Annotated in this window: 11 protein-coding genes; 6 read left to right on the top strand and 5 right to left on the bottom strand. The window is 37.3% G+C overall.

Annotated features, from left to right (window positions below; all coding sequences use genetic code 11):
• Nucleotides 1-9: 9 nt before the first annotated feature.
• Complete coding sequence (locus tag P9B04_RS01960; RefSeq protein ID WP_342053320.1) at nt 10-294, bottom strand: small RNA NsiR4-regulated ssr1528 family protein; 285 nt, start codon at nt 292-294, stop codon at nt 10-12.
• A gap of 225 nt (nt 295-519) precedes the next feature.
• Between P9B04_RS01960 and P9B04_RS01955 the strand changes: the two genes are divergently transcribed.
• Nucleotides 520-2,247, top strand: coding sequence for a ShlB/FhaC/HecB family hemolysin secretion/activation protein (locus P9B04_RS01955; protein ID WP_342053319.1), 1,728 nt, complete (start codon nt 520-522; stop codon nt 2,245-2,247).
• A gap of 67 nt (nt 2,248-2,314) precedes the next feature.
• Complete coding sequence (locus P9B04_RS01950; RefSeq protein ID WP_342053318.1) at nt 2,315-6,004, top strand: CHAT domain-containing protein; 3,690 nt, start codon at nt 2,315-2,317, stop codon at nt 6,002-6,004.
• A gap of 87 nt (nt 6,005-6,091) precedes the next feature.
• Here the strand turns inward: P9B04_RS01950 and P9B04_RS01945 are convergent, their stop codons facing one another.
• Both P9B04_RS01945 and P9B04_RS01940 read right to left on the bottom strand, forming a co-directional pair.
• Nucleotides 6,092-6,589 (bottom strand): DUF4168 domain-containing protein, encoded by a 498-nt coding sequence (locus tag P9B04_RS01945; protein WP_342053317.1) that lies wholly within the window; start codon nt 6,587-6,589, stop codon nt 6,092-6,094.
• 59 nt (nt 6,590-6,648) lie between these two features.
• A complete protein-coding gene (locus P9B04_RS01940) occupies nt 6,649-9,786 on the bottom strand; it encodes a DEAD/DEAH box helicase (protein ID WP_342053316.1) in 3,138 nt (1,045 codons plus the stop codon).
• Between the two features lie 255 nt (nt 9,787-10,041).
• Here P9B04_RS01940 and P9B04_RS01935 point away from each other — a divergent pair, with 255 nt between their 5' ends.
• Both P9B04_RS01935 and ychF read left to right on the top strand, forming a co-directional pair.
• On the top strand, nt 10,042-10,479 hold the full coding sequence (locus tag P9B04_RS01935; protein WP_342053315.1) for a 23S rRNA (pseudouridine(1915)-N(3))-methyltransferase RlmH: 438 nt from the start codon (nt 10,042-10,044) through the stop codon (nt 10,477-10,479).
• 66 nt (nt 10,480-10,545) lie between these two features.
• Entirely contained in the window at nt 10,546-11,637 is a 1,092-nt protein-coding gene (gene ychF / locus P9B04_RS01930) for a redox-regulated ATPase YchF (protein ID WP_342053314.1), read from the top strand.
• A gap of 28 nt (nt 11,638-11,665) precedes the next feature.
• Here the strand turns inward: ychF and cobU are convergent, their stop codons facing one another.
• Both cobU and fbp read right to left on the bottom strand, forming a co-directional pair.
• Entirely contained in the window at nt 11,666-12,214 is a 549-nt protein-coding gene (cobU, locus tag P9B04_RS01925) for a bifunctional adenosylcobinamide kinase/adenosylcobinamide-phosphate guanylyltransferase (RefSeq protein ID WP_342053313.1), read from the bottom strand.
• Nucleotides 12,214-13,263 (bottom strand): class 1 fructose-bisphosphatase, encoded by a 1,050-nt coding sequence (gene fbp / locus P9B04_RS01920; RefSeq protein ID WP_342053312.1) that lies wholly within the window; start codon nt 13,261-13,263, stop codon nt 12,214-12,216. Before fbp ends, cobU begins: the two co-directional genes overlap by 1 nt.
• Before the next feature lie 149 nt (nt 13,264-13,412).
• Between fbp and P9B04_RS01915 the strand changes: the two genes are divergently transcribed.
• Both P9B04_RS01915 and P9B04_RS01910 read left to right on the top strand, forming a co-directional pair.
• The gene (locus tag P9B04_RS01915) at nt 13,413-13,790 is read left to right on the top strand and encodes a hypothetical protein (protein ID WP_342053311.1); all 378 of its coding nucleotides are present in this window, start codon (nt 13,413-13,415) and stop codon (nt 13,788-13,790) included.
• A 20-nt stretch (nt 13,791-13,810) separates the two neighbouring features.
• Nucleotides 13,811-15,911, top strand: a 2,101-nt coding sequence (locus P9B04_RS01910) for a pentapeptide repeat-containing protein (RefSeq protein ID WP_342053310.1), incomplete at its 3' end; no start/stop codon positions are given.

Here is a 15,911-nt window from a genome sequence, read left to right as displayed (position 1 = left end):
ATGTTTGGCCTAAGTTTTCGCAGCGAGTGACCCCTGGCTTTTTGAGAAGATACGCACAAAATCCGCCTCAGTCAGACGTTGATTTAGTTCTTCGAGGGAGAGATGTTTAGCTCCAATGCGGACAATGCGAGAGCGCATAGTGTTGGTAACGCCACTGCGTTGACGTTGAGCCTCTTTAGCCATTACTTCCTGGTATAAGCTCAATTTTTTGGATGGGATGGGTGTTCCGTCCAAATCAATCCCCTGAGCGATCGCTTCATCAACTGCATCAGCGCCGGTAGTAGAAGATGTCATAGGAAATTCTCAATAAACTCAACTAAAATATACCATAAGTTTCCTCAAGTTCCTCTTCTGCAAACGTCTATTTGCTAGAATCAAACCGGGTAACAAGACAATTGCTTGTATGAGCTATGGTACACCATGATTTCAGTAGTAGGTTAGGAATCAAGCTTTTGGATATATATTTTATGACAATTTATGATTAATCATACTTTCTAAACTATGTTGTACCAAAGGATTTTGCCATTTTATTTGTGTTTGGTGTGGGGTATTTTTGGGTTTCCAAAATGTTCTTATTCCCTAGATGAAAGCAACATTAGTAAGGAAAGTAATAATGACAGTTCTATTGATTCAATTCCCAGTGAAATAAAAAAAATCGAAAGCTGTCCTCTTCAATCTCACGATAAGATAATTGATTCTCCTGCTTTATCTCTGTTTCCTTTGACAGTGGAAGGTAAAATTATTAACCTAACTGTAACAGGCAATACTCTCTTGACTAGAAAGCAAATTTTATCAATTCCAGTTATTGAAAAAATAGTTGAAAGATATCAAGAAGAAAATTTATATTTAGAGGAATTAAATCAGGTTTCCACTACCTTGGCAGATGCGATTACAAATTTTTATTTAACCGAAGGTTATATTACTTCAAAAGCAACCTTTAATTCTTTAACGAATATAGAAGCAAATACAGACGTAGAAATTGTTATTATTGAAGGAAATATTGCTGAGTTGCAATTGATTGGTAGAAATAATTTACATTTAGATTTTATTTGCGATCGCCTATTTTTGGGGATCGGTTCACCTTTCAATGTAACCCAATTAGAAAAACAATTAAGAATACTGTTATTTAACCCTCTTTTTGAAACTGTAGATGCTCAACTTCAAGCATCAGGAAAACCCGGATTAAGTATTTTGGTAGCTACAGTAAAAGAAAGCGATAACTGGAAATTTGGCATAGGTATCGATAACTTTTCTCCTCCCAGTATTGGCTCAGATAGAAGTGGAACTTTCTTACAAAATAAGAACTTAACTGGATGGGGAGATAATATTTCTGTGTCTTATTATCGTTCAACTACCGATGGAGGAAACACAGTTGATGCTATTTATGAACTACCAATAAATAGAGAGGAAGGAACGCTGCAAATTCGAGTTATTCCCAGTTGGACAAGAATTACTCAAGCTCCTTTAGATAGCTTTAGAATTGAAGGGAATAAACAAATTTATGAAATGGGTTTTCGCCAACCTCTATGGCGTAATTTATTGGATGAGTTTGCTTTATCTGTGGGATTTCGTTACCAAAATGAACAAACATTAATTAATGGGGAAGTAGTACCGGTTAATAATGGGAGAAATCGCTCAACTATTTTTCAGTTTGGACAAGATTATCTCAGTCGAGATCAACAAGGATTTTGGTTTTTACGCTCTCAATTTAATTTAGGGGTTGACTTATTTGATGCAACAAGTCGTTCAGATTCAACCCCAGATAGTCGCTTTTTTAGTTGGTTATTTCAAGGACAAAGAATACAACAATGGGATGAAAATAACTTGACGGTTATTAGAGCAGACTTACAATTAACGTCTGATTCTTTGTTACCAGATCAATGGTTTATTATCGGAGGAGGAGGATCTGTGAGAGGGTATCGGCAAAATATTAGATTTGCAGATAATGGCTTTAGATTATCCGTAGAAAATAGAATTACAATTATGAGAAATAATCTTGATCGCTCTACTCTTGAAATTGCTCCTTTTATTGATATGGGATCGGTGTGGTTTGTGAATGAAAATGAGGCTTCATCGGATGATAATTTTTTGATGGGAACCGGGTTAGGATTAATTTGGAATGATGTGGCTACTATTGAGGGATTAAACCTGCGTCTAGATTACGGTATTCCCTTAATTTCCTTACCCCGTTTAGGTAATAGTCTCCAAGAAAGAGGATTATATTTTCAAATAAATTATTCCCCGTAATGTAGTTTGTCTCTATCAAATCGAGAGTTTAAAATTAAGCATTTTAAAAATCAATAGTGAGGAAAGAATGAAGCTAAATTTTTTGACAATTTATTTAATAAATTTACTTGTAATTTTAGTACAATACAACAAAATTACTCCAGCTTGGGGACAACCTATTGTTCCTGCTGAGGATGGTACACAGACTAGGGTAAATCAAGAAGGAAATCAATTTAATATCGAGGGAGGAACTGTATCAGGAGATGGCTCTAATCTCTTCCATAGTTTAGAAAAATTTGGACTCAATGCTGACCAAATCGCCAACTTTTTAGCTAACCCTCAAATTCGTAATATTTTAACTAGAGTTGTTGGCGGTGATCCTTCAATTATTAATGGATTAATACAAGTAATAGGAAGCGATGCCAATCTATTTTTAATGAATCCTGCGGGGATAATTTTCGGTCCCGATGTTCAGCTAAATTTACCTGCCGATTTTACAGCTACCACAGCTACAGGAATCGGGTTCAATGATGATTATTGGTTCAATGCTTTAGGAAGCAATAACTATCAGTTTTTAACAGGAGATCCCTCACAATTTGCTTTCGATTTAGCTCAATCTGGTAGCATCATCAACACAGGGAATTTATCGGTTCTTCCTGGTCATAATTTAACCTTAATAGGTGAAACTATTATTAATACGGGAAAACTCCAAGCACCAGGAGGAAATATCACTATTGCCGCTATTCCAGGAACCAACCGTATTAGAATTTCTCAACCAGGAAGTCTCGTCAGTTTAGAAATTATTGCCCCACGACAAACAAACCCCGAATTATTAGGTATTAAACCTCAAGATTTACCCACATTATTAACACAAGGAAGTCAAACAATAGACCTCAATATTACCAATAATAGCAATGGAAATATCGGTTTAAGAGAACAAAATATTGACGTTTTCACCTCACCAGGAACCCTAATAACATCAGGAACCCTAGAAACATTTTCCCCCTCCCAAATGGGGGGAAATATAACTTTAATAGGCGATCGCATGGGAGTGATAGATGGTCAAATCGATGCTTCAGGGTATGGAGGAGGAGGAATTATTAGGATAGGGGGGGACTACAGAGGAACAACAACCCTTCCCACAGCCCAACGTACCCTGATTGATTCTAGTTCAAATATTAGTAGTGATGGCATTAATGAAGGGAATGGGGGTCAAATTACGGTTTGGGGGGAAGAAATCACCGGATTTTACGGTCAGATCACCAGTAGAGGGGGTGCTTTTTCCGGTAATGGGGGGTTAGTGGAAATTTCAGGGAAACAACAGCTTATTTTTCGCGGCAACGTAGATACCAGTGCTGTTAACGGTGATTTTGGTACCCTACTTTTAGACCCCGTCAATATCGTTATTAGAGACGGAGAGGGGGACGGTGCAACAGACGGTACCAATACCTTTGCCGGTAACAATAGTGGGCAAGTTGGACAAGTTTTGAGCAATGACATCATCACCGATAGAACCCCCACCATAATTTTTGAATCAGAATTGGAAGGATTATTAGGGGACACCAACATTATCCTAGAAGCTTTTAATAACATCACCATAGAAGACTTATCGGACAACGCTTTGACCTTTGAAGCAGGAACAGGAGAGATTATTTTTAGGGTCAATACAGACAAAGAAATAGTGGGTAGCTTTAGGATGAGTCAAGACGACTCTATAGTTGCACCAGGTCGAAATTTGACCATCGAACGCCTGGGGGATAATCTAGAGACTTCCGGCTGTTTTCAACCGAGTGATTGTGAAATTATTGTCGGCGATATCGACACTTCTTTCTCTGGAGGGGGTGGTTCCGTCAGAATTACTGCCCGAGGTAACGCAGAAAATTTTTTTCCTAGTATAGAAGTGGGTAGAATTAATACCTCCTCTACCCAAGGACTCGGTGGCGTTATTACCATTGAAACCTTAGCTACTAATGGGGAAATAGCCGGAACAGTGAAGATTGCTGAGATTCTGTTTGAACCGAATAACATCAATCAATTTACTCAAGATATTCTCAACACCCAAGGAGTAGACCGAGCAGCCCCCATCAATATTAACGGTACTCAACTGGATTTAACACCTATCACCCCTCCAGTACCGGGAATACCTCCATCTAACCCCAACCCTTCAGCACCAGGAATACCCCAACCTCCATCAAACCCTAACCCTCCAGCACCAGGAACACCTCCTGGAATACCTCCATCTAACCCTACTCCTCCACCTCCAGCACAGGGAACACCTCCATCTAACCCCAACCCTCCCATAACGGAAACACCTCAACCTCCATCTAACTCCACTCCTCCCCTAGAATTGATAGAAACCGAAGCGTTGAGTACGATTGTTAATTTGAACAACGCTTATAGCATCTCCAATCAACCCAATAATTCTGGTGGAGGATCACAAACCAGTATAAATGCCCTTAGTACAAGCTCAGAAGCTGACATCATGGAGTTGAGAAAAGTTGAAGCAACTTTTCTCAACGACTTTGTCAATCATTTGGGGATAGACTGGGTTCCTTGCGTGAGTCTTGAAGAAATTCAAAACCAACTGCAACAAGCGCAACAAGCTACGCAACTTAAACCTGGTTTAGTTTATATCTTTTTCAAACCATCCACCAATGAGGGGCAATCTTCTTCAGGACAAAACCTGTGGCGTTTTAACTCTGGTTGTGAAAAGAAATCAGCCGTTTCTAAAAACGAACCCTCAGATCAAGATCAATTAGAATTAATCTTAGTTACTGCATCGGGAGATGTGATTCGTCATTCCGTAACAGGGGTAACCCGTGGACAAGTTCTCTCAAAAGCCCAAGAATTTCAAAGAACCGTAACCAACCCCCGTCGTCCCAGTGCTTATCTTCAACCGGCGCAACAACTGTATAGCTGGTTTATAGAACCCTTAAAAACAACTTTCGACAAAGCAGAACTGGACACCCTCGTGTTTATTGTCGATAGTGGGTTGCGTTCGGTGCCGATGTCTGCCTTACACGATGGTTCACAATTCCTGGTGGAGTCTTACAATCTAAGTATCATGCCCAGTTTTGCTCTTACGAATAGTGATTATCAAGACATCACAAAAGAACGAGTATTGGCCATGGGTGCTTCACAATTTGACGGGTTCAACCCACTTCCGGCTGTTCCTTTGGAACTATCGGTTATTGCTGATCGAATTTGGCCAGGAAATTCTTTTCTTAATCAAAAGTTCACTTTAGAAAATTTAAAACAAGAGCATCAATCCGGCAAGTTTGGAATTATTCATTTAGCCACCCACGCTAATTTTCAAAGCGGACAATTGAGTAATTCTTATATTCAATTATGGGAAGATACTCTAAGCTTAGATCAGTTTAAACAACTGGATTTTGGGGACCCTCAAGTAGAATTATTAGTTCTCAGTGCCTGTAGAACTGCTTTGGGAGACGAAGAAGCAGAATTAGGGTTTGCAGGGATAGCGGTTTTAGCCAATGTGAAAAGCGTATTGGGAAGTTTGTGGGAAGTGAATGATCAGGGGACTCTAGGGTTAATGACTAGCTTTTATGGACAGTTACAGGACGTTCCCCTAAAAACCAAAGCCGTGCGGGAGGCTCAATTAAGTTTACTACGGGGAGAAGTGTATTTAGAAAATGGAGAATTGGTAAGTCAAAATAATCGTTTATCTTTGCCACCTCAACTTGCGAAACTCGGTAATGAATCCTTTACTCACCCTTATTTTTGGAGTGGATTTACTTTGGTGGGGAGTCCTTGGTAAATGGTGGTTATAAGTTATGAGTTTTTGAGTGAAATAGGCCTAATATTATTAAGCCTATTAACTCAACTTTCTGGGTAAAAAGTATCTTTAATTTCCTAGCATTCTTTCTACTTTTCCCTGTAGTTGTTGGTTGTTGGAGACAATTTTTTCAATTTCTAAAAATCTCTCAACTTCTAGTCCTTGGGTTGCCACTGTAGTTTGCCGCTTTTCTTCAGCATCGTCCATAATTTTTTGGAATTCTGTCACAACCTTCCTAAATTTTTCTAAATCTTCAGAAGAATTAACCGATTCTGATCGTAACTGTCTTTGAGTTTTATCAATCTCCATGAATCTTTCAGGGGTTAAACCTTCTTTTTTGATCGCTTTAGCCATTTCTCGTTGCATGCTTGTTTCAATGCGTCGAAATTGCTTGATTACCTGCACAAACTGCTGTAACTCCAAGGGGGTTACTTCCGGACTGATGGCGGTTTCTGTTTCTATGGTTGGTGATATGGGTCCGTTGACATTGAGTTGACCATAGGCGACGGTAGAATTAATTAATCCTACTATCGTGATCACACCTCCCACCACAAGAGATTTAAACATATAATTGTTCCTTGATTCTCCTCGTTTATATTTCTAGTATAGTCGACGGCCTTCTATAGTTATTGTTCATCGATAATAGTATCTCGATCTAATAGTAAAAGGTCACGCAGTTTATCTGTATCCAATTCTGTCAACCATTGTTCTCCGGAGTCCACGGTTTGTTCGGCTAATTTTTGTTTATTTTCTAGCATTTCGTTAATTTTTTCTTCTAAGGTTCCTGTGGAAACGAATTTATGCACTTGAACGTTGCGTTTTTGTCCTAAACGAAATGCTCTATCTGTTGCTTGATTTTCTACTGCGGGGTTCCACCAGCGATCGATATGAAAAACATGATTAGCGCGGGTTAAGTTTAATCCGGTTCCCCCCGCTTTTAAGGATAGAATAAAAATTCTCGGACCGTTAGGATCTTGTTGAAAGCGATCGATCATTTCTTGTCTTTGAACTCTACGGGTGCCACCATATAAAAAGAGAACATCGTCTTGGAATTTTTTTTGTAGATAGGGTTGCAAAAGTTTTCCCCATTCAGAAAATTGGGTAAAGATTAAAGCGTGATCCCCTTCTTGGATTAATTCTTCTAGCATTTCTTCTAGTCTTAATAATTTGCCAGATTGTTGTGCTGTTTTTAAAGTCTTTTGCTTGAGAAAATGGGCAGGATGGTTACAAATTTGTTTCAGTTTTAAGAGTAAACTTAAAATTAAGCCTTTTCGTTCTATTCCTGTTTTTTCTTCGATTTCTGCTAGGGAATTATCCACTAATTGTTGATAAAGTTCTGCTTGTTCTGAGGATAAACCACAAAAGACAGTCATTTCTTGTTTTTCGGGTAAATCTTGGATAATAGTTTTATCTGTTTTTAATCTTCTAAGAATGAAAGGACGGACTAGAGAACGCATAGTTTGTAGTGATTCCTTATCCCCATATTTCTCAATAGGAGTGGCAAAACGACGGCGAAAAAATTGTTGTGTCCCGAGAAATCCTGGGTTAAGAAAATCAAGGATAGACCATAATTCCGTTAAACGATTTTCTACGGGAGTACCTGTTAAAGCAATACGAAACTGTGTGGAAAGTTGGCGTACTGCTTGAGATTGTTTTGCTTGAGGATTTTTAATATTTTGTGCTTCATCTAAGACAATACCTTGCCATTCTACCTGTTCAAAGCTTTTGATATCTCGATAAATTAGGGAATAGCTGGTAATGACAACATTTTTTTGATTCACTTTTTTGACAAATGCTTTCCCTTTGCTACGTTTATCTCCATGATGAATCAAAGTAGAGATGTTTGAGGCAAATTTTTGTACTTCTCTTTCCCAGTTATTTAAGACAGAAGTGGGACAAATAACTAAGGTGGGTTTCTCTAACATTTCTTCACTTTTTAGATGTAAGAGAAATCCAATTAGCTGTGGGGTTTTTCCTAACCCCATATCATCTGCGAGACAAGCACCTAATCCCCATTTTTCTAAAAAAGCTAACCAACCTACACCCCTTTGTTGATAGGGACGTAATTGACCTTTAAATCCTGTTGGATTTTCAATAATAGGGATAGATTGATTATTATTTAAAGCATTAATTAAGTTAGCTAAGTCTCCTTTCACTTCAAAGTTAGTTATGGGAAGTTTGGCAATACTTGAACTATCTCCTGTACTGAAGCGTAAAGCATCTTCTACGGAAAGTTTTAAGGGGTCATAGGATTTATTTAATATATCCTGTGCTGCTCTTACATCAGAGGGTTGTAAAGCAATCCATTCTCCTTTTACTTCTACTAATGGGGACTTTTGAGCTAACAATTTTTCAAAGTCTTTTTTTGATATAGTTTTATCACCAACTGCTACATTTAGCTTGTACTGTAATAAGCTTTTTAAGCTAAGTCTTTGTCCTTTGTTTGCTTTGACTTCTGCTGTTAAACTAATCCCTAAGCGTTTTTCTTCCACACCTTTTTCTAAACTAGATGGTAACACTACTCCTAAGCCATTATCTTTGAGAATATTAGATATAGAGCGAATAAACTCATAAACTTGTATAGGATCTAATTGGCAAAAACTAGGGTTAGCTTCTTGTAGACTAGTTTCAATTAAATAATATAGACGTGAGGCCAAACCTAGTCCTTTTAGTAAGGTTTCTTGAGGATTATTAATTGTTCTTTTATTCCAGATTAAGCTAGTAACAGGACTGTTCCAGAGAACATTAGCAGGAATCAGAAATTTAGAATCGTCTAAAGCTTGGAGACAGTAGTTTAAACGCCAATTACTTTGCTCTAATTTTTTGTTATTTTTTTCTGGTGTTTCTAGTTGAAAGCAAACCCTAAACTGATTAAGTTCTAGTTTTGGGTTACTAGAACTAATAATATATTGATCTAGAGAAGATGTCCAATTACTGAGAGTATTATTTAGTCCCTTTACTTCCAATTCAGCTACTTCAAATGTTGGTGAATTTTTAGTTAAAGACTGTAACCACTTTTGTACGAATGAATTAGGATTAACGGAAATATCTGAGGATTGACTAATTTGTTGATTAATGATAGCAGAAATAAAATCAAAGATAATAGTTTGCCTGAGGAAAGAATAGGAGAAGTTATTTTCAATTAAATTATGATGAGCAAGACAAATATTAGGTATATTCTGCATAAATTTAGAGAACCTTCTTTGATCCACTAAACTGTCTAGCAAAGGATACCATAATCCATAACAGCCATTTTCCTGTTGTTCAATTCCTGGTAAATATTTACCTCGAGTTAATAAGTCCAGACTCCAACGGTATAGATGTGTCCAGAATATTAAGTCGTCTCCCATAAAATTTTCATTATCATTCGTCATTCCCAATGGAAGCTGACTTAAAATGTACAATAACTTTTCAATATTTAATTTAATACCTTCAATTTTGCACCCAATAAACTGTATTTCTTCTGCAAAACTTTTATCTTGTAATTCATTGGAAAGCAAAGGAATAACCTGCTTGTGTTTGGCAACAAACTTACCTGGTAAGTAAAATACATTAGAAACCGATTCAATACTTTTTTTGTCTATTAGTTTATTATTTTTGATATTTAGTTTTTTTATTATCTCTTCTTTATCTACAGCAAATGGATAAATCAAAGTAGAATCATCCGATGGAATCTCATTGGTTAGCGATCGCCAAGTTTCTCCCCAAATGAAAAAGTATTTTTCTTGTCCTTCTTTAATCCAAGTTCCGTGTAAAATTGTCATATTTTTACCTGTTTATTTCATGATTAGGCTATCATTGTTACAATGCTAACTATTATCCTCTAATTCATTTTTGAGGATAGCGGTTTGCAAGAAAATTTTTACACCACCCTAACTTTACAGTATAGCAAGAGTTGATCGCTCCTTCGGGTCAAGGAATCACGAGTCAGAATTCAGGAGTCAGGAGTCAGTAGTCAGAATTAATATTAATTTGTAATACTTCGCTCTAAAAATGGAGAACAAAACTAGTCAAATACTATGATAAATTTTGCCAAGATAAGATTAATTGTTGTGGGAAAAATAAAAAAAACCTGGATTCGTGAAGGTATAAATATTTATCTTAAACGTCTTCCTAAGTTGGTGATTCAAGAGATAAAAGATTCAACACCAATAAAAGAAGGCGAGCAAATTTTATCAATGCTCAAATCAAGAGACTATTTAATTATTTTAACCGAAGAAGGACAGCAATATACAACTATAGACTTTACCAATTTTTTGAACCAAATAAACTCCCACAATGTAGTTTTTGTTATTGGAGGAGCAGAAGGAATTAGTCAAAAACTCAAACAACAGGCATCCCTACAACTAAGTTTATCCCCAATGACATTCCCTCACGAAGTTGCACGCTTGTTGTTAATTGAACAATTATATCGTGCCAAAACAATTTTACAAGGAAGCAATTATCACAAGTTTTAAAATTGATTATTTTTCGCAGATCAATGATAATAAATAAGGAACCGTCAAACCCAAAAGAAGGAATAAATGCTTAAAGCTGGAATCGTTGGACTCCCTAACGTCGGTAAATCGACTCTATTTAATGCTCTTGTTGCTAATGCTAAAGCAGATGCAGCTAACTTCCCCTTTTGTACCATTGAACCCAATGTTGGGGTAGTTTCGGTTCCAGATGAACGTTTAGCTGTCTTAGGAGAACTTTCTAAGTCTGCAAAAATTGTCCCCACTCGCATCGAATTTGTGGATATTGCAGGTTTAGTCAAAGGTGCATCCAAAGGAGAAGGACTAGGTAACCAATTCTTAGCTAACATAAGAGAAGTGGATGCTATTGTCCATGTAGTGCGCTGTTTCGATGATGATGATATTATTCATGTATCAGGTTCGGTTGACCCAGGTAGAGACATCGAAGTAATTAACTTAGAACTAGCTCTCGCTGACCTCGCCCAAACCGAAAAACGCCTAGAACGAGCAAAAAAGCAAGTTAAGGGCAAAAAAGAAGCCCAAGAAGAAATACCAGCCTTAGAGAAGCTTCTCGCTGCCCTCAACGAAGGAATTGGAGCGCGTCACGTTGAGCTAACAGAGGAAGAAGAAGAATTAATTAAGTCCTTGGGACTTCTCACCCGTAAACCGATTATATATGCAGCCAATGTGTCAGAGGATGACCTAGCTACCGGAAATGATTGGGTTGAGGAAGTGAAAAAAATTGCAGCCGCCGATAAAGCAAAAGTAGTAATTGTTTCGGCACAAGTGGAATCAGAATTAGTGGAAATTCCCGACGAAGAAAAAGCCGATTATTTAGACGCTTTAGGGGTCAAAGAAGGGGGTTTACAATCTTTAATTAGAGCAACTTATGAATTACTAGGACTGAGAACCTATTTGACCACAGGACCCCAAGAAACTCGCGCCTGGACCATTAATGCAGGGATGAAAGCACCCCAGGCAGCAGGTGTTATTCACACAGATTTTGAACGAGGATTTATTCGCGCTGAAACTGTCTCTTACGAAGATTTAGTGGCCTGCAAAACCATGACAGTTGCTAAAGAAAAAGGTTTAGTGCGTAGCGAAGGGAAAGAGTATGTGGTAAAAGAAGGGGATGTAATGTTATTTCGCTTTAATGTTTAATTACGCAAGATAATTATTAAAAATACTCCTACATTTCGTCATTTCTTAAAGGTTCTCCCAATAAACTCAAGTTTAGAACATGACCCCCTGTAACTAAATAAGTCGTGTCTGCGATCGCCCCTAGTTTACGGGTCAAAAATCCCAAACGATCGCGGAATAATCTTCCCAGAGGATAGGCCGGAACTACACCCCAACCGGTTTCTTCTGCCACAAAAATGATGTCCACAGTTGCTTGTTGGGTACTATTTAAGAGGCGAATGACTGTATTTTGCCAAGTCTCTTCATTTTCTTCTAACCCATTGGCTACCCAAGTTCCCAAAGAATCAATCAATAGACAACAAGGGGGTTTTGCTTGTTTAACAGTGGAACAGAGATCGTAGGGAACAGATAAAGTTTGCCAATGAGAAGGGCGACGGAGGCGATGATTTTCGATGCGTAGCTGCCATTCAGGATCATCAGGGTTTTCTAAGGCAGTGGCCACATAAATAACAGGTTGATCCTGTTTCTTAGCCAAAGTTTCGGCCCATTCGCTTTTTCCTGAACGACTAGGCCCCGTCACCAAGATATGTTTAGGCATTAATTCCCATTACTGCGACGTTTGTGGTCTTGAATAAAAGATTCAACTAAACTAACATCTTCGTTAGAACCGATAATTAAAGGACTTCTAGCGTGAAGTTTATCGGGAACAATATCTAGTATGGGTTTAACTCCATTACTTGCTTTTCCTCCTGCTTGCTCCACTAAAAAGGCTAATGGGGCGGTTTCGTATAATAATCTTAGTTTTCCTTCCGGATTCTTCATGGTTCCAGGATATAAAAACACCCCACCTTGCATCAAAATTCGGTGAATATCTCCTACTAATGCTCCACTATAACGGGCGGTGTATCCTTCGTGACGATGAACATAACGAGTATAGTCCCTAATGGCTTCATCCCACTGCCAAAAGTTTCCTTCATTGGTACTATATACAGGCCCATGATTGGGAATTTTTATATTTTCTTGAGCTAAGATGAATTCCCCTAAACTGGGGTCTAATAAGAAGGAATGAACACCGTTACCAATAGTATAGACCAACATGGTAGACGGTCCATAAACAATATAACCTGCCCCCAGTTGTCCTCGTCCATCTGTTAGTAAGTCAGCACCTTCTCCATCTAAATCATCTCCTGTTTGTTGGCGAATGGCAAAGATAGATCCCACATTCAAGTTAATGTCCACATTAGACGAACCGTCAATAGGGTCATAAAGTAGTGTATAACGACCAACAGGACAATTTTCAGGAATATAGTAGGGTTTTTCCATTTCTTCAGAGGCCAAACGACAGACTAACCCACTTTGTTTGAAAACGGAGATAAAAACATCATTGGCATAAACATCCATCTTTTTGACGGACTCTCCTTGCACATTGGTTTCTCCTGTAAAGCCTAAAACGTCGGCCATTAAACCTGCCCGACTGAGACGACGAGAAACCAGTTTACCAGCTAAGGCAATCCGATTCATAATAGCACTGAGATCCTGCGCTTCTGGAGAGAAACTATGAAGCTGTTGCAAAATGTGCCTTGAAAGGGTTGTACACTCACGATCAAGACTATATTCAGGGATCGCAGGGGTTTGTATGCTGGTCATAATAAAAAAAATTTACACTATCAATCAACGGGTTTACTGAGGCTACTATTAATGCTAAGTCAAGGATAGGAAGACTCCCAAATAACTTTAGATGAATTTCAGGTTAGGATTATAGCGAAGTCAGAAGTTGTTTTTGAGGACTTTTATGAATGTTTAGAATTGAATTCGCAAAAAAGCAAGCCTGGGAAAACGAGTTGGATATTCCTAAATGTGAAATTTTGCTGGAAAAAATTAGAGAAAATTTTAACGTTAAGATTATCGAAAAGTACGAAATTATTTTCTATCTTAGCTTAACCGGTTTGTATAACGCAGAGGACATCGCAGAAATTTTTGGTCATAGTCCCAAAAATATAAATGCTGACTTCAACAAAAATTTAGGTCACTACATTAGGTCATATCTTGAATTAGAGGATACTGATCGAGTCGGTATTACTAGCATTAGAAGAATTCTGTATAAAGCAGGATATTTCAAAGAAATCTATTCACCAAATCCAATTATAAATATTCGTCGTACCAGTAAATATTGATAAAATTAAATTAGATAAAAATGAATAGTAACAACCCTTTTGATCAACGTTTAAATCGTCCTAATCGTGATATGTCTTTACTGATAGAAGGCATAAAAAATGAGCAAGATATAGACAAGCGTTCACACTATATTAGAAAATTAGATGAATATTATGGACTGCAAGCTTTGCCGTTTTTTCTTGAAATGAAACAGAACATAGATCAAGAGGATGAATTTATAAAGTATGAAATCGAATTAAGTTTGCAAAAGGCAATAAAGAATCCTTATTTAAATGTTGACTTCATCTTAGAAAACTTAGTTACAGAGGATAATTATAAAGCTTTTGAGAGATTACAACAGTCTCCTGATATTCCACGGATTCTGATTGATTCAAATTTACTTGAAGAGTTTTTATTGAGAGAAAAGACCACTCGCTTTGATGATGCTAATCAAGTTATTGAATATATCCTATCTGGAAAAATACACTCTTGTATCGGAGTTAAAGGTGTGAGGTATATCTGGTCTAGCATGAGGGAACATAGAGGGCAACCATTTGCTAATAAGATGGTGCTTGAACTGCTGAATAAGTTCACTATTTGTAGAATAGATCAAAACGATATCCAACTAAATAAATACCCTACCCTTAGTATCCCAACAGTGACTCAAATCGCAATTGCGAGAAAATATAACTTGGATGGGATTATTACCCTAAGATATAAGGATTTTATTGGTAGCGACTATTCTTATATTTACTCACCGCAAATGTTTGCTAAAGCTATAGAAGATCCAAGCTTGAGTTTACTTTCTATTACAGAAAAACTCACAAAATTGTATCATTCAGATACTATTGAACAAAAGAGACAAGAACTTGATCGTAAATTAGAAGGTAAATCACAATCAATTTATGATTTATGGAATAAAGGAACATTACCACTTTTTAATGGGTGGAGAATTGAAAAATTTGATATTCTAAGTTCCTCTAATAACTTAACTTCTGCTACTGTTATCTTAGGCGACGAACAAGATAAAGAGAGGTATAAAGCATCTGCTTTTAAAACTGGTTCTATTAATGCACTTTTTACCGCTTTTGATGACGCTTTGGAGAATATTATCGAGAAGAAGAAACATCAGTTTGAAGAAATATACGTTGCCAATATCACAGGTGGTAGAGAAGGAAAAGTAACTGTCCAAGCTGTTGTTAAAACAGGTAACAGCAAGATAGTTAAAATCCACAGTCATGAAAATATCATCAAAGCTTACTTTTTTGCTTACATCAAAGCGATTATTGCTATTTATGCTCCCGATGAATATGAATCCGAGGTTCATAGTCAAGAAGAATTAACGACTTTGCATCAAATTGGTAGAAGAGATTTTCATCAACTTAACTTCACTAAACTTGACTTTAGTGATTGCGATGCAGATTTAGGCGACTCTAACCTCACAGAATGCAATTTTAGTGAGGCTAATTTATCTGGTGCCAACCTAATTAATACTAACTTAGAAGGTGCTAATTTCAGCTATGCTGACTTAACTAAAGTTCAGCTTGATACCAATAATCTAACGTTGTTCAAAGCAACAACTTTAAGTAACACTAAGTTTCCAGAAATTTGTTTTCCTGCTAGTGATGAATCACGCATTGATATAGTTAGTCATTTACTGAAACAAGCTAATACTGAGATTAGTCAGTATAAAATTTTTGCACTTCATCGTATGAGTACACCTACATGGTGGCTAACTGATTTGGGTGAAAAATTTTGGCAACTTAATCAACAATTATTAAAGAGAGGTATTCCAATCCAAAGACTGTTTATTCTGCCCACTGATCCCCAACAAAAACACCTAGAGATATTAAGGATGCAAAAAAATGCAGGTGTTATTGTTAACTTTATCTGTCAGCGTAATGTCAAAAATACTGACCAGGATGACTTGAGAAAAACTAACTTACTCGTGTGCGAAAATTTATCAGTTAAGGAGAATTCTTTTGCCACCAAAATGATTTTTCCTGAACAACAAGAGTCAGAAGGTTACATTTCATTCAAGCAACAAGACATCAAGGAGAACAAAGAGCGATTCTCAAAACTTTGGCAGTATCTTCTCAAAAAGCCAGGGGTCACTCGCTGCGAAAACTTAGGCCAAACAT

It is taken from the genome of Crocosphaera sp. Alani8 (assembly GCF_038442745.1).
GTDB lineage: Bacteria > Cyanobacteriota > Cyanobacteriia > Cyanobacteriales > Microcystaceae > Crocosphaera.
This window is presented reverse-complemented; position numbering and strand designations above follow the sequence as displayed.

Coding starts and splice junctions, on each gene's coding strand:
- P9B04_RS01960 (WP_342053320.1), bottom strand. CDS start 294: ATGACATCTTCTACTACCGGCGCTGATGCAGTTGATGAAGCGATCGCT.
- P9B04_RS01950 (WP_342053318.1), top strand. CDS start 2,315: ATGAAGCTAAATTTTTTGACAATTTATTTAATAAATTTACTTGTAATT.
- P9B04_RS01945 (WP_342053317.1), bottom strand. CDS start 6,589: ATGTTTAAATCTCTTGTGGTGGGAGGTGTGATCACGATAGTAGGATTA.
- P9B04_RS01940 (WP_342053316.1), bottom strand. CDS start 9,786: ATGACAATTTTACACGGAACTTGGATTAAAGAAGGACAAGAAAAATAC.
- P9B04_RS01935 (WP_342053315.1), top strand. CDS start 10,042: ATGATAAATTTTGCCAAGATAAGATTAATTGTTGTGGGAAAAATAAAA.
- ychF (WP_342053314.1), top strand. CDS start 10,546: ATGCTTAAAGCTGGAATCGTTGGACTCCCTAACGTCGGTAAATCGACT.
- cobU (WP_342053313.1), bottom strand. CDS start 12,214: ATGCCTAAACATATCTTGGTGACGGGGCCTAGTCGTTCAGGAAAAAGC.
- fbp (WP_342053312.1), bottom strand. CDS start 13,263: ATGACCAGCATACAAACCCCTGCGATCCCTGAATATAGTCTTGATCGT.
- P9B04_RS01915 (WP_342053311.1), top strand. CDS start 13,413: ATGTTTAGAATTGAATTCGCAAAAAAGCAAGCCTGGGAAAACGAGTTG.